We start from the raw sequence: 21,802 nt of genomic DNA, 5'->3' as shown, positions 1-21,802 counted from the left end.
CAAAAAATGCAGAGCTCGCCCTTTGCTGGCCTCGCGACTGGTAGGCGTCACTCGCCATCCAAAGCGAGGGCAGCGTGCACCAAGGCCAAGTGACTCAGGCCTTGTGGCGTGTTGCCCAGCCCCTGTTCCTGCTGGGGATCCCACATCTCCGGCATAAGGCCCACATCGTTCTGGACGCGGGCCAGCAACGAGGTGAACAAGCGATTGGCTTCTTCCGTCTCGCCCAGCAGGCCGTAGGCTTCCACCATCCAGAACGCGCAACTGATGAACGTGCCTTCGCAGTCCCGCATGCCGCTATAGCGCCAAAGCAGATCACCGCTTTCGTCCGACAGTTCGCGCCGCATGGCCTCCCGAGTAGCGATGAAACGCTCCCGGCGCACTTCGCCTAGGCCGAAGCGCGACGCCAGCATCAGGCTCGCGTCCAGCCGGTCGCTGCGGGCGTGCATCACGTAGCTCTGCTTTGCCTCATCCCAGCAGTGCGCGTCGACCCAGTCGAGGATGCGCTCTTTTTCACGCTTCCAGCGCGGCAGGCGAGCGGTGGTTATGTGGCCGGCCTCAGCCAGCTCACAGGCCCGCCGCAGCGCCATCCAGCATTCCACCTTGGACATTGTGTAGTGCTGCGCGTCACCCAATTCCCAGAAGCCGCTGTCCTTGCGCATCCAGTTGTCGGCGCATTCGTCGGCGAGCTCGAACAGCAGCCGGGCGGTGGTGGGATCGAGGATGTGGCCTGCTTCGATCATCCGGCTGGCCATTTCCAGCACGTCACCGTAGGCGCAGGTCTGCAATTGCTCGGCGGCGGCGTTGCCCACGCGGACCGGTTGGCTGTTGCGGTAGCCCGGCACGTCGATGCAGCGCTCTTTTTCGACCCGTTCGCCGCGCAGCGTGTAGCAAGGCGCGAGCCCGGGGCGGTGGCGGCCGATCGTGGTCATCAGCCAGCTGAAGCCGGCCTTGGCGTCGGGCAGGGCACCCACGCGCAGGAAGGTTTTGATGACGTATGCAGCATCGCGCACCCAGGCGTAGCGGTAATCCCAGTTCTTGTCCCCGCCGATGCGTTCCGGCAGAGAGGTGCTCACGGCGGCGGCGATGGCGCCGGTGGGGGCGAACCAGAGGAATTTGAGCGCCAAGGCCGAGCGGATGACCTCGTCGCGTCGGCTGGCGTCGCAGTGAAGGTCGTCCACCCACTGGCGCCATTCCCGATCAGAGCGGTCGATGCGGGTATCGATATCGACCAAGGGCGGAACCGGGAGCACTTCGTCCTGCGAGGCCAGCAGCGCGATGATCTCCCGGTCGCCGGGCCGAAGGGTCACTGTGCCACGGAGTTCCCGGTCATCGCAATTGCCGATCTGCACGCGTTCGGAGTAGCGCAGCATCGTCATGACCGGGCCGGCGTGATGCACGCACCCGTTTGGGGTGTCGCTCATCCACGGCGTGCAGGCCCCGGCGCGCGTGCCGGGCTGGTAGAGCAGATCGAAGCTGACCTCTCCCTCGACGCCTTCCATCCGGCGAGCCAGCTCGGACCAAGGCAGCCGCCCGGCGGGACCGCTGTTGAGCGACTCGGTCACGCGGGCCAGGCCGGTGCTGGTGCGAACGTCGGTCTCCAACACATTGCTGTTGTCGCGGTAGCGCCGCTGCACCTGCTCAACGTCGCGGGCTTGGAGCACAAAACGACCGCCGGCCGGGGCATCGAGCAGGCGGTCGAGCAAGGGCGGTGCGTCCATGCAAGGGGCGCACCACCAGTCGATGCTGCCATCCGGCGCGATGAGCGCACTGGAGCGCCCATCGCCAATGGCGGCGTAGGCGTGGATGGGCGCATACCCGTCCGCGTCGCGCTCGGCAGGCACGCTATCGGCATCGCGGGAGCCAGCGGTCACGGCAGCAGCATGCCGCCGGTGGCACCGATCACCTCACCGGTGATGTAGCTCGACTCCTGGGTGGCCAGCAGCACATAGGCCGACGCCATTTCCACCGGCTGGCCGGCGCGCTTGAGCGGGGTCTGCGAGCCGAATTCCGGGATGGCCTCGGGCGGCTGGCCGCCAGCAGGCTGCAGCGGGGTCCAGATCGGGCCCGGGGCGACCGCGTTGACCCGAACGCCGCGCTCGGCCACCTGCTGTGCCAAGGCCTTGGTGAAATTCACGATGGCCGCCTTGGTGGGGGCGTAGTCCAGCAGGTTGGGCGATGGCTGATAGGCCTGGATGGACGCAGTGTTGATGATGGTGGCGCCGGCGGGCAAATGCGGCAGGGCAGCCTTGCACACCCAGAACAGCGCATGCACGTTGGTGCGGAAGGTGGCGTCGAATTGCTCGGTGGTGAGGTCTTCGATCTTTTCCACGGCCAGTTGCTTGCCGGCAATGTTGGCGACCACGTCCAGCCCGCCCAGCGCCTTGACCGCCTGCGCCACCAAGTCTCCGCAGAACTGCTCCTCTTGGAGGTCACCCGGGATGGCGATCGCCTTGCGGCCTTCGGCTTCAATCAGCGCCACCACTTCGGCGGCGTCGTCTTCTTCTTCGGGTAGGTAGTTCAGCGCCACGTCGGCGCCCTCGCGCGCGAAGGCAATGGCCACGGCGCGGCCGATGCCGGAATCGGCGCCGGTCACCAGAGCCTTGCGACCCTTCATGCGCCCCAGGCCCACGTAGCTTTTCTCGCCATGGTCAGCCGCCGGCTTGAGTTCATGAACAGTGCCGGGCGGGGTTTGAACCTGGGCTGGGTAGGTCGGCTGTGGGAACTGGGTCAGCGGGTTCTGCATGTCGTATTGGTTGCGGGAAGTCATTGGAATCCTTGGGGGAGGAGGGAGAACAGGCCTTACAGGGTGACCGCGCCGCCGGAGACGGTAAGCAGTGCGCCGGAGGTGTAGCTGGCGCTGTCGGCAGCGAGCATCACGTAGGCCGAGGCGAGCTCCGCGGGCTGGCCGGGACGCCCGAACGGAGTCTGGCTGCCGAACTGCTCGACTTCCTCCGCGGCCATGCCGGCGGGAATGAAGGGCGTCCAGATCGGGCCGGGCAGCACCGCGTTGACCCGGATCCCCTTCTCGGCGAGAAGGCCGGCCAGGCCGATGGTGAGATTGGCCACCGCGCCCTTGGTGGCCGAATAGGGCAGGATGTTGGGGGTGGGCTTCTTGGAGTTCACGGAGGCGGTGTTGATGACCGAGCCGCCGTCCTGCAGGTGCGGCACGCACAGCCGGGTCAGGTTGAAGACCGCGTGCACGTTGGTATCGAACGTCTTTCGCCAGTCGTCCAGGGTGATGTCGTCGAAGGATTCGTAGTAGCGCTGATAAGCGGCGTTGTTGACCAGAATGTCCAGGCCGCCAAGTTCGCCGGTGACCTGCTTGACGAGCGCCTCGGCCTGGGCGTCGTCACTGATGTCGCAGGGGCACAGAACGGCCTTCTGACCCGCCGCTTCGATCAGAGCGCCAATGCTGGCGGCATCCTTCTCCTCGCCCTCAAGGAACGCGATAGCCACATCGGCGCCTTCCCGGGCGTAGGCAATGGCTACTGCCGCACCAATACCGCTGTCGCCGCCGGTAATCAGAGCTTTCTTGCCTTTCAGCAAGCCGTGACCAACGTAGCTGTCCTCACCGTGGTCTGGCCGAGGGTCGAGCTTGTCGGTTTTGCCGGGAAACGACTGCTGCTGCGCCTTGAACGGGGGCTTCGGGTAGTTGGGCACGGGCATTGGCTGAGCCTCTATGGGGTTGAGGAAAGGTCAGTGTGCGGACGCCCTGGTAAACGTTGCGGCCCAGTCGTGTCGATGCGATGTGCAGGAGCCGGATCGACCGGAGGGTCAAAGTGGGTAGGCGATGGTCGTCATGATGCTGTTCTCGGCTTGGCGTGAATCAAGCCGGGTGTGCTGGACGACGACTGGAACATCGAATTTGATGACGCACGAAAAACCCACGCCACGGGGCACCGGGGCAGGCACCTCAAGATCGTTGAAGCGCTTGTGACACGTGCGTCGGGCGGGGACGGTGAAGCGGTAAGGGCCCTGCGGGTCGCGTTCCTCGAAATACAGCGTCAGGGTGATCGCCGCATCGGTGGAACCGGTGTTGAGGATGCAGCAGGTCTCGTGGCTTTGTAGCTCTGGTTCCGGCCCGTTGCTCCACGCAGGGATGTAGCCCTCGGCGATGGCCCAGCACCGCCGACCGAGGGACGTCGGCTCATTGAGGTTCATCAGCGAAGTCCTCTTGGCTTGGCGCCCCCGGCAGCCCATTGTGTGATGAGGGCAGCGCTGCCGACGGCAATGGCGTCTTCCACGGCGCCGGTGCTGCTTTGACCGTAGCGGGCGATCGCCCGCATGCGCAGGTTGAAGGTCACGTAAGCCATACCAACAGCGGCGCCGGCACCCAGAAGCGCGCCCAGCTTCCGCTGCCGATGGGGAGCAAGCGCTGCGCCTGCAATCATCCCGGTAGCGACGCGCGCAACCATACCCGCTGGGACGATGCGGTCGGGGGCCGTTTTCATCTTGTCACCAACAAGCTCTCCGCCTGCCAATGCGAGCATACCTGCGGAGGCGAGCTTGTTGGCCAGAAGGCGAGGGGCACCGTTGTCGGCGGGCAAGTTGCCGCTCCGCGCGGCGTTGGTCACCGCAGCCAAAGGGGTCATCGCCCGCATTCCGGCGACAGCTCCCATCAATATCGAGTGGATCAAGGCCATCTGATTCTCCTGAATAGGAAGGAGGTGCTGGACAGGACAATCAAGGCTTTGTCGGGCGCTCGTAGTCTTCGGGTTTGGCGGTGTGCTCCGCCTCAGGCATGTCCTTGTCTTTCCACGTGGCGTCATCATTCCGGAGCTTGTCCGGGGTGTGCGCTTTGTCCTGGTCATCCGCGTCGGCGCCGGGATTGAAGGGCAGTTTGCTCATGGGTCGCTCCGTGTTTGGCATCGCCCTCTATGCTGCTCCCGACGCCATGAGAACGGTGTTTGGGCGGGCTCCACATACTCACCACGCTGCGGTCACCGTCTGACTACGCTGTCGCGGGTATCTGTTCGTCGTTACGGGTGGAGGATACGGGAGGCTGACGTTGCGTTTGATAGATGCCATGATTGCGTTGGCCACCGTCAACCAACCTGTTCACTGAGCTCGTCAACCTGAGTGCGTTAGACCCTGAATACGCGCTCCAAACAAATTTCAGACGCCTAGGCGATGGTCTCTTGGCTCGTCTGACCTTTTGAAGAGCTTTGTCACAGGTCGCCATCTTGCTCCTGGGGCAGGTTCTGCCCCTACAATGCGCTGACGACAGGGGGCTATCTATGGATAAGCAGGTCGAAGCGGCGTGTAGCGCGTTAGATGAATTTGCGTCCGCGGTAGAGCGGACGTTTAGTGGGGTGACCAACCCACTTCAACAGCAGATTGGTTGGATGGCGCCTTCGCTGACGCCCCAAGAAGTTGCCGCTGTTCCGGCACGATTGGCCCAGCGGATTAGGGATGCCGATCTTAGCTTCGATTCCAGTGATGGTGACGAGCAAGATCCAGCGGACTTGATCGCCAGCCTTCCGGCCCAGCTCAGCATGCTTACTGGGAATTTGGGAAATCTAACGAGCGGTAATATAGGTCAGGGAGGTTGGGCGTATTTTGAGACGCTCAATCAGTGGGAGCGCACTCTGTTTCCCAATGGGGCTTGGGCCGAGCCGGACCCAGAGACGCTGCCGGGTAGGTTGCGGCGTCAACTGAAGCTAACCAGGAAGGCATTGGATGCCATTGTTGTGGATCGAGAGGCCCTCGAAGCCCAGTTGGCCGAAATCAAGCAGGGCGCACAGCTGATCGGCGACCTTCCCGTCGATGCGGAAATGATTGCAAACGCACGCAAAGACGTTGCCGCAGCACATCAGTCTGCAGTTGAAGCTGCGTCGAAGTCTAAGGTTGCAGCAGATGATGCTGCGTCGTCTTTCACTCGGATGGAGGCATTGGAGGTCGAGGCCAAAAAGGTGATGGACGGGATCGAGGCCGTGTATCGCGCCACGACCAGCCATGCGCTCGCTGAGGCTTTCAATAGCCGGGCAAACGCCCTCCGGGTATCGGTCAGATGGTGGGTTGGGCTTTTGATCGGCGCACTCGGCGCCGGTGCCTATCTTGGCTACCTGAGAGTCCAAGCAATCTCCGAACTGACGAAGGACCCGACTGCCCAGCAGTTCATGTCATTGCTTTGGGTTCAAGTCGCCCTTGGGACGCTTTCCCTTGCTGCGCCGCTGTGGGTAGCGTGGCTGGCGACCCGTCAGATAGCTCAGCGATTCCGTCTAGCCGAGGACTATTCATTTAAAGCATCCTTGGCGACAGCCTACGAGGGCTATCGGCGCGAGGCTTCACGTATCGACCCAGACTTTGAAAAAGACCTATTCGGGTCTGCGCTTCGCCACCTTGATCAAGAGCCGTTGCGTTTCATGGCGGAGACTGACCACGGGAGCCCCTATGCCGAATTCTTTGCGTCGCCAATGTTTCGCGACGCCCTAAGGAAGGTTCCGAACCTGTCTGAAGACCTCAAGGACGTAGTGCTCAAGGCTGTCAGGCGAACTGAGAGGCCTGGCAGGTTTAGGCCAAAGGATCCGTCTACCGGGAGTCGGGGCACGGATGATGATCAGTGATATGACAAGTTGAAGGGTCAGAAATATCGACTTTTCAGCAGGCGAGCTCGTCCGCCCCACGATGGGGCGGAGGAGCTGGGAGGGAACTCCGTAGGTTCTTTCACACGCCCAAAGCGCCACCCGCAAATCCCGTTTCGGGCATTCTTCTACTGAGCCCTCCACACTTTAGGTGGCTGGACGGGCCTTTGAGGTTGCGCCTCAATGTTCGGCCTGACTGACAGTCTGATATGCCCTCAGCCAGTCCAGTCCCTCAGCTACGTCCAAGCGCATCGAAGCGTAGGAGTGCATGAGAAGGCGCGGGGGCAGCAGGCCATCCCATTTTTGGCTGGCTAGGTTCTTAGCCTTGACGAGAAGCTCCTCACTCCTTGGGGCGGGCTGTGAAGCAATTACTACCATAGTTTCCAGCAGATCGCTGCGGGTCTGCGAGCCTTTGGTGACCTCAACGCCGAGCCTGCCGGCCTGTGCGTTGAAGTCTCTCGCGCCGAGGAGGCACGCAATGGCTTCGTTGGCAGCGTCCCCAGCCCATGTCAGGAGGAGGAAATGGCTTCCTTGGTCCACTAGGACGTTCTCGTCGAGTCCCAGGTGCTCATAGGCGCTCTTGCCTTCCTCCAAGAAGCGGCTCGCCGTAGCGTCCAGAAATGTTGGACGTAGTTCGCCGCGGTAGAGCGCACGCATCGTCTGACGTATACGGGTATGCACACGCCCTCCGCTTCCGTTAAAGATCGGGGGGCTTCCACCTTTGGCTGCCAGGACGTAGATCGTCTTCTGTGCCTCATCGACTTGCTCCACTAGCCAGGTGCGTCCACCAAAGAGGATGCGCTGGCCGGCCGCGAGCATTTGCGTGATTGGCAAGGTTCCGAGAGTTTTTCCCGCCGCGACAATGCGGAACTCCTCGTCCGCCACGAAAGCAGCATAAAAGGAGTAGTGATTGACCAGCTTGTCGCCGATCGGCCCGTGGAGGAGTAGCCCGGAGCTGTCCTGGGTGAGCACGTCCTGCTTCCCAAGATGGCGCAGGAGTTCTACGAAGGATTCGCTTGAGAGGCCTTGGAACGGCGCGCCGGACGCGCACAGCAGCTGATACGCTTGGGGGGCGCGCAGCCCGCCATACTGGGCGATCGCAGACAAAAGCTGCTGCACCAGCGTCGACAGATGAGCGCCGCCGGCGACGGGTGGTTCGAACCACTTGTCGATGAGAAGCAATGCAGAAGCGATGGACTGAACCGTGTCCAGCCTTAGGCGGGTCTTCAGGTCGGAGTTGGAGTCGATCGCATCCTCGATAACGTATCCGCGGAGGATGGCCGGCTCGCCTTTCCGCCGCCCTGAGCGACCCATGCGCTGCCGGAGGCTGGCGACGGAAGGGGGCGTCCCGATCTGAGCCACGCTCTTCACGGCGCCTATGTCGATGCCCAGTTCCAGCGTATTCGTGCAGATTGCGGTTGCTGGGCGCTCCTTCTGCTTCAGCGCAGCTTCCGTGTCTGATCGAATCTCCTTGGAAAGATTGCCGTGGTGCGGCCAGAACTCCCGCGGTCGATTGGCCTGCTCGCTGATCTCGTTCAGGAGGTGGGTGTAGCGCTCTACCTCGCGTCTGCTGTTGGGAAAAATCAGATTGTTCGTGCCGCAAAGCACCTCATGCAGATGCTTGGCAACGGCTAGCGGCGCCACTTCTTCGTGCTTGGCATCTTGCGGCGCAGGAGGCTCTTCAAACCCCTTGAGTATCAGCTGAAGTTCGTTGTTTCCCGACGGGGCATCGACGATTGTGGCCCTGCCGTCCGAGCGGAGGAAGGTCGCCGCGGCTTGCATGTCTCCCAGAGTTGCCGACAGCCCAATCCGAGGCACTCTTCGCCCCAAGACGACGTCCATGCGATGCATGAGCGACTGAAGTTGTTTTCCTCGCTCACTTCCGATGAATGCATGGAGCTCATCGACAATAACGAAGGCTGCTCCCTTGAAGATTCCCGCCACAGACGTGCCGCGATTGCACAGCATCGCTTCCAGGGATTCCGGGGTGATCAGCAACACGCCCGTTCGCTTCCTGAAGAAGCGCTGCTTTGTAGTTGAGCCGATGTCTCCGTGCCATGGCCAAACGGGGATATCCAGATCTTCGCATAGGCGATCCAGCCGCCCGAACTGGTCATTGATCAGTGCTTTGAGGGGGCTGATGTAGACGATCAGTCCATCTGTATCGCCGTTCAAAAGGTGAGTCAGGGCCGGAAGGAACGCTGCTTCGGTCTTTCCTGATGCTGTGCTGGCTGCGATGACGACATCGCGATCTGCCGGCAGGATGGCCGGGATGGCCATTTCCTGCACCTCCCGCAATGCCTCCCATTGCTCCGCCCACAGGTAGCGTTGGATGCCGGGATGAAGCGAATGGAAGGCGCTGGAGGTGCTCATGAGCTCACAGCTTGAAAGAGGTCAGTTCGTCATCTTCGACCACATCAAGGTCGCCCAGGCCGCCAAGGTCCGGTTTGACCTCGATCGCACCGATCAAGGACTGCCAGTTGGTGCCAGGATTCTGCTCAAGCACAGCAAGCAGATTGATGAAGGCGGTGATGGTGGTCCGGGGAGTGCGGAAGAAGTTGTCGCCGATGCGGCTGGCGCAATGCTCCATGAACTGATGAACGGCCTCGTCAGGAAGGAGATACTTGGCCTGGTCGCCACCGGCATAGACGTGGCGGATCTTGGTCAATAGAACGTAGAAGTCTTCCGCAGTAAGGCTGGCGAGGCGGACCACAGGTCCGCTGAAGTCCACTAGGCCGTTTGTGGCGAAGGTGTTCTGTGCGAGTCGGCTTTGCAGTGCTTGGTAGCTGTAGACCCCGCGGCGGGTGTCCATAAGGAAATCGGGTGTCCCTCCAAGAACGAAACCCAAACCAACCGCCGTTCCCTGGAGCGAGTCGTTGAGCATGCGCAGGAGCTGCTCATAGTTGGAGTTTCGGGCCTGAGCGTTGGCCAGCTTGTACAGGTTGACCAACTCATCTAGGCATACGAGCAACCCGCTATAGCCGGCGAGGTGGATGAACCTGCCCATGAGCTTGAGCTGGTCATAGACGGACGCGTCGTCAACGATTGTGCGGACGCCGAGCGCGGCCTTGGCATCCGTACGGGTCGTGAACTCACCACGAAGCCAGCGGATGGCATCGGATTTCAGCTGTTCATTGCCTTCCTCGAACCCTCGCCAGTAAGCCGCAATGACATCCGCAAAATCGTAGCCGTTGACCAGCTCCGTCAGTTGTTCCAGCTTGGCGCGGATGACTTGTTCGGTAGGAACGTCTTTTGCCTTGGATTCGGACTTTGCGGTGGCAATGAACTTCTCAACCACTGCGGGCAATGCGCCGCCTTCGGGCTTGGTTCGCGTCGCCAGATTCCGCATCAGCTCCGCATATAGCGAACGCGCTTGCCCTCCGGATGCATGAAGCCTGCGATCCGGGTTCAGGTCCGCGCTGGCTACGACGAGCTTTCGCTCCATGGCAATGGCGCGAACCAGGTTGAGGAAGAACGTCTTGCCGGAGCCGTATTCTCCGATCACTAGGCGGAAGGAGGATCCACCATCGGCGAGCCGGTCGATGTCGCCGACCAGCGTCTCCACCTCGCGAGCGCGGCCAACTTGAATCAGGTGCTGTCCTGCGCGGGGGACAACGCCAGCGCGAAGAGACTGGACGACCGCGTCGCGGTCTTTGGTTCGAATAGGGCTACTCATTGCTCGATCTTCTCAATGAACTCGGGATTGACCTCCAACGGATCGTCTCCGTCGGAGAAGGGGATGTCATAGGCGTCGAAGGAGGCATCATTGATCTGCTCCAGCGCACCATCCAGCATCAACTCAAGGTCTGCAGCGCCGTCCTCGAGCTCGGCACGCGTCCAGCTCGGGCGAGACAGCATCAGTCGGAGCAATGCGCTGTGAGACTCATCCAGGCCTAGTAGGCCGTTGCTGACTTCAGTCCTTTCCTCCACAGATGCAGGGGGAGCATCTTCGTGGCTAGAGTTGGGCTCGTCCTCCGTGAAGATGTTCGCAAGGAGGGCGGACACTTTGGCCGTGTCGCGCTGCAGCGCGGCGATGCGCTCTGGATCCAGCTGGAACGAGGCGGACTGAGTGGACTGGGGCTGGGTTTTGCCCGATCTCGGGGCATGGATGTCGCTGAAGACCCGCTTGGGTTCGACACCCAGGGCCTTGTAGACCTTCTCCAGAAAGCGCACCTCCTCCGGCGACACCATTCCGTCCACTTGGGCGAGAGTGGCCATGGAAGCCGCAATGGCCTCTTTGGTTGCACTGTCCAGCGGATCGAGCTTTTTCCGCAGTGATGGCAGGGAAATGGGCGACGCGACAAGCAAGTCCAGGTGGGCACGCAGTCGCCCGTGATCGGCCACGCTAAGGTGAGACCAGCCGTCGATTTCTAGGGAGAGATGCGCCAGCTCCTGCGCGCTGAAGGAACCGTCCGACTGGGCGACCGCCGAGGCCAGCTGCAAGGTAAGGATGGCTGTTTGATATGCTGCGGCGTCTGTTTTGTGCGACTGACCCGGTAGGAGCGCAAAAATCACGATCGGATCGGCTTCAGACGGAGCACGTGCTCCCTCCAAGACATTTGGCTCCATCCCGACATTCACGCTTTCCAATACCCCGGCGAGATCGCGAACCCTTTCCCTGCCAAGAGGGCCGAGGCTTGGGCCGAACCGAGCGCTCAGCTCTGCCAACGTGATCGTCATGTTGCTTGGTTGGACGTCCTCTGCAATTGAACGGAGGATGTTCCTTTGGCTCTCAGGCCAAATGCTGGGCGGCAGCAAAAGCAACGCTTCCAGGGCATCCTTTGAATCAGAAGATCTGCCAACCAATCGGCTGTAGGGTCCGAGCTCGTCGGTACACTGCTGAACAACCTCAAGCAGGCCCTTCAGTGGGGCACGAAGGGCCGTGACGTCAGGAACGTCTCCGAACGTCTTGGGCTTGAGGGAGGCGCCATACAGGGCCGGCGAAGCTGGTTGCCGTGCGAACTTGAGCTTGGTGCGGTTCTTGGGAAACACCATACCGCTGCCAAACAGCTCGTGATACCGCTCTACAAATAGGCGATCGAACTCATCGGCGCACCGGACTGCCGCGGTTCGCAGCGAAACCTCCGGATTTAGCCGAATCCAGGCCAGAGCCAGGGGAGCAGGGATGGGCGCCCGGTCAAGCGAACACTGGCCCAGCGCCAAGCGGACGTAGAAGGGGAGCTCGTAGGAGCGATCAAACGGGGGAATTGGTTTTGTGTAGAGCTTCTCTTCGACCGAATCCAGCTCCATCCAGTCCAGCAAGCTGTTGGTGTATCCACGGATAGGGCCGTAGATCTGTCCATAGGCGGAGCCTAGCTTTCGGAGGGCCTGCTTAATAGCTGGCCAGTCCTTTCTCGACTCTGGGTCGGTTACCGAGTCGAGTAGGACGCGGCGCTCCAGGCCGAAGAAGTAGAGACGGACATAGTTTATTGAACAATTGCTGTCGGTTCGGTCCGATGCCAACCAGGTCAGGTACGCCCGCCGTTCGCTGGGTGACAGCTGAGCGTAGGCCAGCCAGTAGTTGGTGGAGCCCCTGTAATCGCCATATGGAGCGACTGCCAAAACGCTGTTGACAAGGCTGGGCTCGGTATCGCCATTGGGGGAGTCGAGCTTGACGCCCGTGTAGAAGAGGCCGCCTCGAATGGCTACGCCCCCGATCTCGACCGTCTCATCGGTGCCTAGCCATCGGGTCTTCGCCCAGCCTTCGGGCGGGCGAGGGACGGTGAACTCCTTTGAGGGAGCGTCAGAAGCGATGACGACGCGATGCAGTTCTTCCATTCCGGCAGCGGGTCCCGTTGCTGAGGGCAATGGTGGAGGGGCCGCTCTGGCGACGGCAGGCGGCGCCTGCTGACCTTGAGACGGTCCGCGTTCATCGTGAGCGCTGGTCCTCAGTTCCGTTTCAACTTGGGTGGGGTCGCTGTAGGAAGCTCCGTGCTCGGCAATATGTGCTTTCACTTCCTTCAAGTTTCCGTGCCGGCTTGCGCCAGTCGCCTGGGCCCCATGGGCCGTCAAAGCTGCTGCGAGCCTTTGAGCTGCGTCCGACGCTGCGGGAATTTGGACCTGCACCTGTTCCGTAAAGTTCTGGGCAGCCTTTCCTGCAGCAGAGCGCTCGGCTACGGCCTTCATTGCCTCTGCCAGATTTCCAGCTTTCTTACGGGGGGCGGAATGAGTGGAGGTCTCCAGGCTCAGATTGCTTGGCTCTAGCTGTGAGACCGAGAAGTCCGGGCCTAGGGTGGGCTCATCGGCCATGGCAAGGGCGGCCCTGGTAAGAACCCTCGGGGACGTCCCCGCGTCCGGAGGCGAAAGGGCCATTTCAATTGTGCTTGGCCCACCGACGGCCGACCCGTGCGAAACCGGTCCGGGCACTTGGGACGGTGATCCACCCGAGCCTGAAGAGTGGGAGGCGGGCGGGCCAGAAGCTCTCAATGGCTCGACAGGAGCAATGGCTGCCTCGTCGCGGATGGGCGTCGGCCGCCTGACTGGCTCCTTGGGCATCGCCTTGGGCGCTGAAGATTGGATGAGCTCTGCCAGCGTGGGTTCTGGCACGGGCGCTGGTGCCGGGGCGACCTTCCTCTCAGCCCGCCATTTGAGCCAGATCCAGAGGACTAATCCTATGGGCGTGGCGATCCCGAGACCGATCCAAATCTCCTTTGGAATCAGCCAAATAACGACCAATACACCGACGATCCAACCGGCGGCGGATTGCTTCCTTTTTCTCGCCACGTGGCCCCCTGCCTACGGCGCTTCCTTGAAGGCCATAATAACGCCAGAGGCGGAGCCGATGCCCGGCTTGCTTTCCACGGTAAGGCAGGCCGAGCCGCCTCATCTCCAGCGCGTTTGGTCCGAGAGGCGATTCTTGGAGGTCGCTGAATGCGGGCTCAGACTCGTCACGGAGCTGGACCGAAATCTCTATAGGGACGGATCTGACTCCGGAAGCCTTTGACCTGGTTTGCCAATCCCGGCTCCCATCGATTTGGGCTCATGCGGAAAACATGTAGGATTTCCGCTGGTTGGCGTCCCAGGACCTCCGTGGACGTTGCGGTAAAGTAGTCTGGGAGACAAGTCAACGAAGTGCTGCTCAAGGAGGATGCAATGGGAAGGCGGAGAGGAATACCAGGCTTTTCTTGGAAACGAGCAAGCGGCTTGTCAGCCGCAAAATCCAAGTTGTCCAGACAGATCGGTGTGCCGCTCACGCGAGCGGGACGCCAGCGAAAAATGGGGAAGGCCTTGGGTTGCTGCGTGCCAGCAGCTTTTCTCCTGCTCGGGGGATTGGGATCAGCGGTGGGCCTCGGGAAGGTCGTATTAGCTTGGGCCATATAGGAAAGCCCTAGCCGGGTCCGGACTCAGTCAGTCCACAGGAAACGTAGAGAGAAGTGACCGAAAGACTGGCCGTCCAGTTTCTTGGCAGCCAGCACTCGGATCAGATCGAACGCTTCAATGTCGAGAGATGGAATCCTGCAGCTTCGCATTGCCGACGACGCGAGCATCCTTTCGGATCTCGTCATCTGTGCGGCTCTGCTGGTGGATCAGAAGCGAGCCCAAGAGTTCTGCGTCCTCCAATGTTTCTGCAGCCGCCAAGTAAACCAGCGGTGCGACACGGCGGCGGCGCGCTTCTTCTTGACGCTGGGCTTGCTTGGCTTTGCTCGCTTGACGTCGTGATGCCAACAGCTCGCGCGCCTGAAGCTGGGCGAGCCGCTCCGTGGCCCTCTGGATGCGCTCATGGTAGTGATTGGTTGCGGTCATGGTGAATTCCTTCATGAGGTTGAAACCAGTCAACCAAAGAAGTTGGCGCCGTCAAGATCGCTCGCATCTGAATATGTACGAACGTGTAACGCTCAAAAAACATGCTTAAAAGAACAATGCAAGAGCGCACTTAGGTGTAACTGCGTTACACGTGCGCAAAGGGCTTCGCCCCTTGAACCCCAAGCGGTTTCCCGCTTGCGAAGAGAAAAAACAAAAGCATAAAGACTCCGACCAATCACGGAGATCTCAATGGATATCTACCACACCAGCGTCAAAACCTTCAGTCGTGCGCGAGGCCAGTCCGCCGTCGCTGCGGCTGCCTATCGCGGCGGTCTGCGCCTTCAGGACTTTCGGACAGGACAAGTGCACGGCTATCAGCGCCGCAGTGGTGTCGTCGCAAGCACGTGCCTAGGCCCACCAGGAGCGCCACCATGGGCCTTGATTCCAGGCGAACTCTGGCCCGCGATCGAAGCAGCCGAGCGTCGCAAAGACGCCACGATTGCACGCGAGTTCGAGGTGTCTCTGCCGCACGAACTGGATGCAGAACAGCGCAGTGAACTCGCTTGGGCGATAGCGGACGTGTTGGTGGAGCGCTATGGATTTGCCGTCCAAGCCAGCATCCATGCGCCCGCAATACCGGACGGCCTGAACCACCACGTACACATCCTTGCCAGCACGCGCCGAATCACTGAGCAAGGCTTTTGTGACAAGACCAAGGAGCTGGACGGCGGGCCCACGGGCAGGATTGAGGTGGAGTGGGTTCGCGAGGCGGTGGCGTCCACGATCAACTCGCATCTGGAGGCGGCTGGCATCCGGTCCCGCGTGGACCACCGCAGCTTGGAAGAGCAGTCTCAGATGGCCTTGTTGGAGGGGGATCCACTTCGGGCAACGCTGCTCTCCAGGGAGCCTACGCGTCACCAAGGAAAGGTCGCTACGGCGCTTGCCAGGAAAGGTCAGCCCACCCACGTCGAAGCGACCAATCTGTCGATTCACCAGGAGAACGACCAAGAGTTCGAAACGCTGATCCAAGACGCTGTGGCAGAGGGTCGGGCCATTGGCCTTCCCCCCACGCACGATCACCAGGCTGCACTCGCTGAGCGAGCCAAGCAGAAGTCTGCCGCGCCGGTTCTCGTGATCGGCGATCTCAAGATTGAGGGAGTGATGGGCATCCGGCTGCCTCCCATTGAGAACGGGGTGTGGGGCCCCGAGCGCCCCCCGAGGCATTGGAGCTGCCTTGAGTGGATTGATGTTGCACTGAGAGACCTCTGGGAGATTACCCAAGCCCGCGCGGACTTGGCATTGGGCGTTGTTCGGGAGTGGCTCGCGGGTGTGCGCCGTCACGTGGTCCGCTTTGGTGACACCGTCCAGGCACGCCCGTTGGTCGCATCTGTTGCGGTCAAGATTCGCACGCTCAAGCAGGCGTTGCTGAGAAGGGGGCGGAGGGAGAGCGCGGTCCGGCGAGCAGACCGGCTTCACCACATGGCGCAGCAGCAGTGGGAGGGCTTCAACGCGGACCACCCACGAGAAGGGAGCCAGTGGTCGCCCAAGGAATGGGCCAAACGCCGAGGGAGGCGTCTGGCTGTGCTCGAGATGCGGTCAATCGAGTTGGCTAAGGCCCAAGAGAGGGCGACTCAGCCTGCGCTGGACGCCGCCGAAAGAGACATTCTTCAACAAGCGTCGGAGTTGGCTCAGTCTTGCGGTGAGTTGCCTGCATTCATGGCGCCATCGGTGCGCAGGGTCCCGGGGGTGCCTCGGCCTGGTCCGGCATCGCATCCATCGGCACCGCCGAGGCCATAAAACGAGTGGCCCCGCAGTTGCGGGGCCACTTCTTACTCAGTGCAGACCAGGTCGTCTGCCCAGCTTTGGCTTCGGACCGGGCATTGGTGTGTTGATCCCGCTGCTCCGCCACTGCTCCATTGACTCTGGCATTTCCGGTGGTGGGAGCGAGCGGTCAACGGGCATTCTCTGCGATCTGCCGGCAGCGGGTGGGGGGGGCAGCTCCCCGGGGGCGTAATCGGTCCCCACTGCTCATCAGTTCGGCGGCGACATCCAAAGCATGCCGAACATCTACGTCGCGATCGTCGATGTCCCGACTTGGGGTCTGAACCATAAGAGCGCTGAGCAATTGGCTGGCGATTTGGAGCTGTGTGTCGTGGTGCATAGAGCCTTCCTTTTCGTTAGTGGACGGCCCCATCCAAGCACCCATACCCATAGTCGCCAATTAGAAATGAGAGAAATTTCACATATCTGAACTTCCAATTCGACCTTAGATCTCGCCCTTAGATGTATCTCCGCACCCGCAGCCATCGGGGGTCACGAGATCGTTGGCCGACGGTGCCGACGCCGGGGAGGCTTGGCGACCCGCAGGGCAGTACCAACCGTACCTAGGACTGGGTATGATCGGGGAAACAGCCAAAGGAAACCTGCCGAAGATGCTTTCTGCAACGGATAGAATTGGTTAGATCGGTGGTGATCCGATCCCACTCTCTCCGCCATATCATCGCAAGTTATTATTTTTATGATTGTTTGCGTTGTTTTAGACGTTTGACACTGGCTGCGCTGGATAGCGAGGAAGGCGCATGGCGCTTCCGTCAGGCGCAAGCCCGCGCGAACGCTGCCGAAGCCGCAGCGGTTGGCGCACTTGGTCCCACTCCTGTTCGGCGGACAGGCGCTTCTCGACCCCAAGTGATCGAGACCATTAGCCTAGAGAAGGCTTGCGACGCATGGCTTCCAAGCATCAAGCCGCGCACGCTGCCGAGGCGCCTGTATCGCTCCGGCTGGCACTCGTGTCAGCCCAGTCTCTGCATGTAGTTGCGTGGTGTGCAGCCCACCAGTTCACCAAAAGAGGAGATGAATGCCGACAGGCTATCGTATCCGCACTCAATGGCAACGTCCGTTACCCGCATGCCCTTCTCCAGAAGAGGAAGAGATGCAAGCAGTCGGGAGCGTTGTCGCCACTGCCGAAACGTCATGCCCGTGTCCGTCATAAAGCGCCTGCTCAACGTCTTATCGCTGACACCCAGGTCGGCGCTGAAATGAGCCATTGGAAAACGACAGTCCGGGTGCGCTGCAAGATAGCTGCAAATTGAATGCAGGCGGATGTGCTCTGGCCAAGGTAGTCGGAGGTCACAACTCGGTGCGACGGCCAAACGATCAACAAGCACCTGGATTAGTCGTTGATTCGGCCCTTCAACCTCATACTCAATTTGAAACTGTCCAAACTCCAGAATCAGTTCCCGCAGCAGGGGGCTGATCCTGATCACCTCGCACGGCCTCCCGGGAAGGACGTCCGCAGAAACATAGATACTCCGTATCAGCGTGTCTTCTTCGGCCCGCACCCCATGCGTTACGCCGGGTGGTATCCATACTGCTCGGCTGGGTGGGGCCACAAGTCGGGCTCGAGCCGTCTCAACGGTAAGTATTCCTTCAACCGCATATGACAGTTGAATCCAGGGATGGCAATGCGGCTCGCCAATCGCTTGGTTCTGCCATGAGTCCCGATGACCCAGTAGAGGTCTAGGAAGCTCGCTCAATTGGGCAAGTTGGCCGAGTAACTGCTGCTCGATGTCCTTTCGCCGACACATCTTTTCTCTTTGCCGATAAAGCGTAACAGCTGGTAAGCGTACTGTCCCCCAGCTGCTTTGACAAAGGGAATCACAGCGTGATCAAGCAACTGCGCTTGCTGTTTGATGGCTTCACGACTCTATTGATCGCCGTGCTCGCCACCGCGACATTATTCCCAGCCTCTGGGGCACTGGCAGTGTTCTTCCACAAGGCGACGATAGCGGCAATCGCGCTGCTCTTCTTCATGCATGGCGCAAAGCTGTCGCGAGAGGCGATTCTCTCAGGCATCGGCCATTGGCGCCTGCACCTGGTCGTTCTCGGATCTACATTCGTAGTGTTTCCATTGCTGGGCTTGGCATCGCAACCTGTTCTGCGGCCTTTTCTCGGCGAATCTCTACTGATGGGAGTGATGTTCCTGTGCGTGCTACCGGGGACCGTTCAGTCCGCAATAGCCTTCACTTCTCTCGCAGGAGGGAACGTGCCGGCTGCTATATGTATGAATCGCCCAGGGTTTTGTAGACAGTCGTCAGCCGTTTAGTGCGTACTGCTTCTCGAACTCTACCGGGGACAGCCCGTCGTTGGAACTGTGCCGCCGTTTTGGGTTGTAGAACATCTCGATGTACTGGAAGACGTCGGCCCGTGCCTCGTCGTGATTGCTGTAGATCCTCCGCTTAATACGCTCCCGCTTCAGTAGCTGGAAGAAGCTCTCCATCGCTGCGTTGTCATGGCAGTTTCCTCGTCGACTCATGCTGCACACGATGTCGTGCTCGCGCAGGAAGCTCTGCCAGTCTTCGCTGGTGAACTGGGTTCCCTGGTCGGAGTGAAGCAGAAGCCCGGGGCTTGGCTTGCGCCGCCACACTGCGGCCAATAGCGCCTGCAAAACCAGGTCCGTATGTTGAGTTGGTCGGGTTGCCCATCCAACGACCTGACGCGAAAACAGATCAAGCACTACCGCCAAGTACAGGAAGCCGTCGTACGTGCGGATGTAGGTGATGTCCGTGACCCACGCGCGATTTGGCTCATTGACTTTGAAGCCGCGAGCCAGAACGTTCTTGGCGACTGATCCAACAGGGCCGCTCAATGGGCGTGGTCGCCGACCGTAGCCGACCATTGCCCGCAGCCCCTCGCTCTTCATCAAGCGTGCCACGCGATGACGACTACACGTCTCGCCAAGCTCGCGCAGATCTGTGGTCACTTTGCGGTGGCCATACACAGAGCCGCTTTCCAGCCAGCTGTGCTTGATTAGGCCGAGCAATCGCTGATCGTCCTTGTCGCGAGCGCTTGCCGGCTCTTTTAGCCAGGCGTAGTAGCCACTGCGATGGACGCCAAGCATCCGACACATCGCCGCGAGGCCGAACTCATCTGCGTGTTGCTTCATGAAGGCGTACTTTGCTCTTACCCCTTTGCAAAGTACGCGGCGGCTTTTTCTAGGATGTCTCGCTCTTCAGTGACCCTGCGTAGCTCAGCCTTGAGGCGGCGCACTTCCGCGTTCTGGTCCTGCTCGACACGCCGGCCAACATCGCCTTTGCCTTGTTGCCGCTTCCAGCCGTAAAGACTGTGGATCGACACGCCCAGTCGCTCGGCAACCTCCGCTACCGGACGGCCGTACTCAACAATCTGCCGTACCGCCTCGATCTTGAACTCATCGGTGTACCGCTTCGTGCTCATAACCACCTCCGCCTAAGCCATAGTTTATGGCTGCGAGGTGTCTACGGAACCCTGGGCGATTCACTTTGATCGAGAGGACCGCATCACCATCGTCTTCTGTGGGTCCAAAAAGAGCATGGCAAACGGTGTTCCCATGGCGAGTGTGTTGTTCGCGGGCGCGACACTTGGCCACGTCTTGCTCCCTCTGATGATCTTCCATCAGATTCAGCTGATGGTGTGCGCGGTGTTGGCGCGGCACTACGCGCTGGATGGGCATAAAGAAATACAAAAGTAAACGTGGTTGATCCGAGATGCCGCTGAAATGTTTGCCTGCGACTGCCGTGGCTCTGCCTTTTTTTCACGTCCTCTAGCAATGCAAAGATCGCGAAAGATAAGAGATCATCGTACCGAAGCTGCGCTGTTTCGGAGGCGGGCATTGATTGGCTTCACTGCCACCCTGATTTCCCTGGTCGGTTTGGCCGCGTGGTATTTCAAGCTGCAAGTGCTCGATCATGATCTGTATGCCACACGCTCTGATCAAAACCGGATAAGACTGAAGCCTTCCATCCCCGCGCGAGGCATGATCTACGATCGCAGGGGGCGCCTTCTCGCCGACAATGTTCCTGCATTTCGTTTGGTTTTGACGCCAGAGGAAGTGGCGAACGTCGACGATACGATTCGCGAAATCTCAACGATCATTCCGCTTGGCGAGAACGAGTTGGATTCGTTCAAGGCGGCGCTGCGTGTTCGGAGAAGAGGGGCGTCAATTACGGTGAAGTCTCGTTTGACTGAGGAGGAGATGGCGCGCTTTGCCATCGATCTTTGGCGTTTCCCCGGCCTTGAGCTGCAGCCGCATCTTATACGCCACTATCCTTATGGAGATCTTCTTTCACACATCATCGGATATGTAGGGCAAATCAATGAGCAAGAGCTTAGTGGTCTTGATGTAGAGGGGGGCGATCTCACGCACATAGGGAAGTCCGGCATTGAACGCTACTACGAGACAGAACTACGCGGGAAGATTGGGTACGAACAGGTGGAGACCAATGCTCAAGGCCGATCAGTACGAACAATTGGGCGTCTGCCGGCGCATTCTGGTAAGGACTTGAGGCTATCGATTGATATCGATCTCCAGCAGGTTATGACAGAGGCGTTTGGAAGCCAGGAAGGTGCTGCAATTGCTGTAGATCCACGCACAGGCGAAGTTCTAGCGATGGTTAGCCTTCCTTCTTACGACCCAAACATGTTCATACGCGGCATGAGTCATAGTGAATTCAACGCAATCAACAGCAATCCGTCGCGCCCGCAATTCAATCGCTTGGTGCTGGGCGGAGTGGCACCCGGCTCTACGATCAAGCCGCTGATCGGCTTGGCTGGGCTCGATTCAGGGCTTCGTCGCCCAGACGATAGCGTCCTGTCTACCGGGATGTTTTACCTGCCAGGCTATTCTCGAGGGTGGGGTGATTCACATCGCGGGGGCCATGGATGGACTGATCTAAGCAAGTCGATAGCGCAGTCTGTGAATACGTATTACTACAAGCTGGCTCTGGAACTCGGTATTGAGCGCTTCGACAGCTACATGGCGTATTACGGTTTTGGTCAGCCGACAGGCATTGATCTACCTGGCGAGATCGGAGGAATTCTTCCGTCCCCCGATGTCAAGCGAAAGAGCCGTAAGCAGCCATGGTATCCAGGGGACACGGTCAACGTGAGCATCGGCCAAGGAGATTGGAGCGTGACTCCTGTCCAATTGGTTCAAGGCGTGGCAGGCATTGCGGATGGTCAGCTGCGAAGGCCACATCTGGTAGTCCAGGAGCGTGGGGGCTTTGACGAGCATTGGACGACGCTTCCTTTGAGCCCTGGCAAGCCGGTCAGCCGCAATCCGTCCAATGTGCAAGCGATTCGCGATGGGATGATGGCGACCATGCGCCCCGGGGGTGGAGCATGGCGTGCGGCGGTGGGGGCGAGTTACGCGATCGCAGGGAAGACAGGCACGGCGCAGGTCATCAGTCGTCGGGGCGCTGCAGCGGTAAACCCGAAAAGCCTTGCTCTTCACCTGCGACACCGCGCACTTTTCGTCGGATTCGCGCCAGCTGATCACCCCGAGATCGCGATCGCAGTCACCGTGGAGGGCGGGGGTTATGGCGGTGCCGCCGCAGCACCCATCGCGCGAAAGGTGTTCGACGCGTGGTTGTCTGGAGCGTCAGGAACCGATGCAGGGAATGGTCATGGGGACGCTCAAGTCCATCCTTGAAGCTCGGGGA

Annotated in this window: 16 protein-coding genes and 2 pseudogenes; 5 read left to right on the top strand and 13 right to left on the bottom strand. The window is 60.3% G+C overall.

Annotation, left to right across the window (positions count from 1 at the left end; genetic code table 11):
- Positions 1–47: 47 nt before the first annotated feature.
- The 6 genes from ACTT2I_RS10175 to ACTT2I_RS10150 all read right to left on the bottom strand — a co-directional run bounded on the left by ACTT2I_RS10175 (position 48) and on the right by ACTT2I_RS10150 (position 4,848).
- A complete protein-coding gene (locus ACTT2I_RS10175) occupies positions 48–1,871 on the bottom strand; it encodes a glycoside hydrolase family 15 protein (protein WP_421100715.1) in 1,824 nt (607 codons plus the stop codon).
- A complete protein-coding gene (locus ACTT2I_RS10170; protein WP_421100714.1) occupies positions 1,868–2,767 on the bottom strand; it encodes an SDR family oxidoreductase in 900 nt (299 codons plus the stop codon). Before ACTT2I_RS10170 ends, ACTT2I_RS10175 begins: the two co-directional genes overlap by 4 nt.
- A gap of 32 nt (positions 2,768–2,799) precedes the next feature.
- The gene (locus tag ACTT2I_RS10165) at positions 2,800–3,666 is read right to left on the bottom strand and encodes an SDR family oxidoreductase (RefSeq protein WP_421100713.1); all 867 of its coding nucleotides are present in this window, start codon (positions 3,664–3,666) and stop codon (positions 2,800–2,802) included.
- Positions 3,667–3,774: 108 nt separating this feature from the next.
- Complete coding sequence (locus ACTT2I_RS10160) at positions 3,775–4,161, bottom strand: sensory rhodopsin transducer (RefSeq protein ID WP_421100712.1); 387 nt, start codon at positions 4,159–4,161, stop codon at positions 3,775–3,777.
- Positions 4,161–4,643, bottom strand: a complete 483-nt coding sequence (locus tag ACTT2I_RS10155; protein WP_421100711.1) for a DUF4126 domain-containing protein — start codon at positions 4,641–4,643, stop codon at positions 4,161–4,163. The genes ACTT2I_RS10160 and ACTT2I_RS10155 overlap by 1 nt, the downstream gene beginning before the upstream one ends.
- Before the next feature lie 40 nt (positions 4,644–4,683).
- Positions 4,684–4,848: a hypothetical protein gene (locus ACTT2I_RS10150; RefSeq protein ID WP_168355643.1), complete on the bottom strand. Its 165-nt coding sequence runs from the start codon at positions 4,846–4,848 to the stop codon at positions 4,684–4,686.
- A 389-nt stretch (positions 4,849–5,237) separates the two neighbouring features.
- Here ACTT2I_RS10150 and ACTT2I_RS10145 point away from each other — a divergent pair, with 389 nt between their 5' ends.
- Positions 5,238–6,566: a hypothetical protein gene (locus ACTT2I_RS10145; protein WP_443096847.1), complete on the top strand. Its 1,329-nt coding sequence runs from the start codon at positions 5,238–5,240 to the stop codon at positions 6,564–6,566.
- A gap of 198 nt (positions 6,567–6,764) precedes the next feature.
- Here ACTT2I_RS10145 and ACTT2I_RS10140 read toward each other — a convergent pair whose 3' ends face one another.
- The 4 genes from ACTT2I_RS10140 to ACTT2I_RS10125 form a co-directional block, all read right to left on the bottom strand.
- Entirely contained in the window at positions 6,765–8,957 is a 2,193-nt protein-coding gene (locus ACTT2I_RS10140) for a DEAD/DEAH box helicase (protein ID WP_443096846.1), read from the bottom strand.
- Positions 8,958–8,961: 4 nt separating this feature from the next.
- Entirely contained in the window at positions 8,962–10,260 is a 1,299-nt protein-coding gene (locus tag ACTT2I_RS10135) for an ATP-binding protein (protein ID WP_443096845.1), read from the bottom strand.
- Positions 10,257–12,710 carry a TerB N-terminal domain-containing protein gene (locus ACTT2I_RS10130; protein WP_443096844.1) on the bottom strand — a complete coding sequence of 818 codons (2,454 nt, stop codon included), beginning with the start codon at positions 12,708–12,710 and terminating at the stop codon, positions 10,257–10,259. The genes ACTT2I_RS10135 and ACTT2I_RS10130 overlap by 4 nt, the downstream gene beginning before the upstream one ends.
- A gap of 1,308 nt (positions 12,711–14,018) precedes the next feature.
- On the bottom strand, positions 14,019–14,327 hold the full coding sequence (locus ACTT2I_RS10125; RefSeq protein ID WP_443096856.1) for a hypothetical protein: 309 nt from the start codon (positions 14,325–14,327) through the stop codon (positions 14,019–14,021).
- A gap of 249 nt (positions 14,328–14,576) precedes the next feature.
- Between ACTT2I_RS10125 and ACTT2I_RS10120 the strand changes: the two genes are divergently transcribed.
- Positions 14,577–16,124: a MobA/MobL family protein gene (locus ACTT2I_RS10120; protein ID WP_443096843.1), complete on the top strand. Its 1,548-nt coding sequence runs from the start codon at positions 14,577–14,579 to the stop codon at positions 16,122–16,124.
- Between the two features lie 992 nt (positions 16,125–17,116).
- On the opposite strand, the gene ACTT2I_RS10115 is transcribed toward ACTT2I_RS10120, so the two are convergent.
- Together ACTT2I_RS10115 and ACTT2I_RS10110 are read right to left on the bottom strand one after the other, a co-directional pair.
- Complete coding sequence (locus ACTT2I_RS10115; RefSeq protein WP_443096855.1) at positions 17,117–17,590, bottom strand: helix-turn-helix domain-containing protein; 474 nt, start codon at positions 17,588–17,590, stop codon at positions 17,117–17,119.
- A gap of 24 nt (positions 17,591–17,614) precedes the next feature.
- Positions 17,615–17,911, bottom strand: a pseudogene (locus tag ACTT2I_RS10110) (AraC family ligand binding domain-containing protein); the annotation flags it as partial.
- Positions 17,912–17,988: 77 nt separating this feature from the next.
- On the opposite strand from ACTT2I_RS10110, the gene ACTT2I_RS10105 reads away from it, so the two are divergent.
- The gene (locus tag ACTT2I_RS10105; RefSeq protein WP_443096842.1) at positions 17,989–18,429 is read left to right on the top strand and encodes a bile acid:sodium symporter; all 441 of its coding nucleotides are present in this window, start codon (positions 17,989–17,991) and stop codon (positions 18,427–18,429) included.
- Here the strand turns inward: ACTT2I_RS10105 and ACTT2I_RS10100 are convergent.
- A protein-coding gene (locus ACTT2I_RS10100) for an IS3-like element ISStma9 family transposase (protein WP_443096841.1) occupies positions 18,418–19,559 on the bottom strand; the annotation gives its coding sequence in 2 pieces (ribosomal slippage) (positions 18,418–19,319 and positions 19,319–19,559; 1,143 coding nt in all). The two genes, ACTT2I_RS10105 and ACTT2I_RS10100, sit on opposite strands and share 12 nt — an antisense overlap.
- A 58-nt stretch (positions 19,560–19,617) precedes the next feature.
- Here ACTT2I_RS10100 and ACTT2I_RS10095 point away from each other — a divergent pair.
- A pseudogene (locus ACTT2I_RS10095) lies at positions 19,618–19,833 on the top strand (bile acid:sodium symporter); the annotation flags it as partial.
- 27 nt (positions 19,834–19,860) lie between these two features.
- Positions 19,861–21,792 carry a penicillin-binding protein 2 gene (gene mrdA / locus ACTT2I_RS10090; protein WP_443096854.1) on the top strand — a complete coding sequence of 644 codons (1,932 nt, stop codon included), beginning with the start codon at positions 19,861–19,863 and terminating at the stop codon, positions 21,790–21,792.
- The last annotated feature ends 10 nt before the right edge of the window (positions 21,793–21,802 follow it).

The organism is Stenotrophomonas sp. PUT21 (assembly GCF_052232875.1).
Lineage (GTDB): Bacteria > Pseudomonadota > Gammaproteobacteria > Xanthomonadales > Xanthomonadaceae > Stenotrophomonas > Stenotrophomonas maltophilia_N.
This window is presented reverse-complemented; position numbering and strand designations above follow the sequence as displayed.

What these genes read in the sequence shown, in the direction of transcription:
- ACTT2I_RS10170 (WP_421100714.1), bottom strand. Translation starts at nt 2,767, where the DNA reads ATGACTTCCCGCAACCAATACGACATGCAGAACCCGCTGACCCAGTTC.
- ACTT2I_RS10165 (WP_421100713.1), bottom strand. Translation starts at nt 3,666, where the DNA reads ATGCCCGTGCCCAACTACCCGAAGCCCCCGTTCAAGGCGCAGCAGCAG.
- ACTT2I_RS10160 (WP_421100712.1), bottom strand. Translation starts at nt 4,161, where the DNA reads ATGAACCTCAATGAGCCGACGTCCCTCGGTCGGCGGTGCTGGGCCATC.
- ACTT2I_RS10155 (WP_421100711.1), bottom strand. Translation starts at nt 4,643, where the DNA reads ATGGCCTTGATCCACTCGATATTGATGGGAGCTGTCGCCGGAATGCGG.
- ACTT2I_RS10150 (WP_168355643.1), bottom strand. Translation starts at nt 4,848, where the DNA reads ATGAGCAAACTGCCCTTCAATCCCGGCGCCGACGCGGATGACCAGGAC.
- ACTT2I_RS10145 (WP_443096847.1), top strand. Translation starts at nt 5,238, where the DNA reads ATGGATAAGCAGGTCGAAGCGGCGTGTAGCGCGTTAGATGAATTTGCG.
- ACTT2I_RS10140 (WP_443096846.1), bottom strand. Translation starts at nt 8,957, where the DNA reads ATGAGCACCTCCAGCGCCTTCCATTCGCTTCATCCCGGCATCCAACGC.
- ACTT2I_RS10135 (WP_443096845.1), bottom strand. Translation starts at nt 10,260, where the DNA reads ATGAGTAGCCCTATTCGAACCAAAGACCGCGACGCGGTCGTCCAGTCT.
- ACTT2I_RS10130 (WP_443096844.1), bottom strand. Translation starts at nt 12,710, where the DNA reads ATGAAGGCCGTAGCCGAGCGCTCTGCTGCAGGAAAGGCTGCCCAGAAC.
- ACTT2I_RS10125 (WP_443096856.1), bottom strand. Translation starts at nt 14,327, where the DNA reads ATGACCGCAACCAATCACTACCATGAGCGCATCCAGAGGGCCACGGAG.
- ACTT2I_RS10120 (WP_443096843.1), top strand. Translation starts at nt 14,577, where the DNA reads ATGGATATCTACCACACCAGCGTCAAAACCTTCAGTCGTGCGCGAGGC.
- mrdA (WP_443096854.1), top strand. Translation starts at nt 19,861, where the DNA reads ATGTTTGCCTGCGACTGCCGTGGCTCTGCCTTTTTTTCACGTCCTCTA.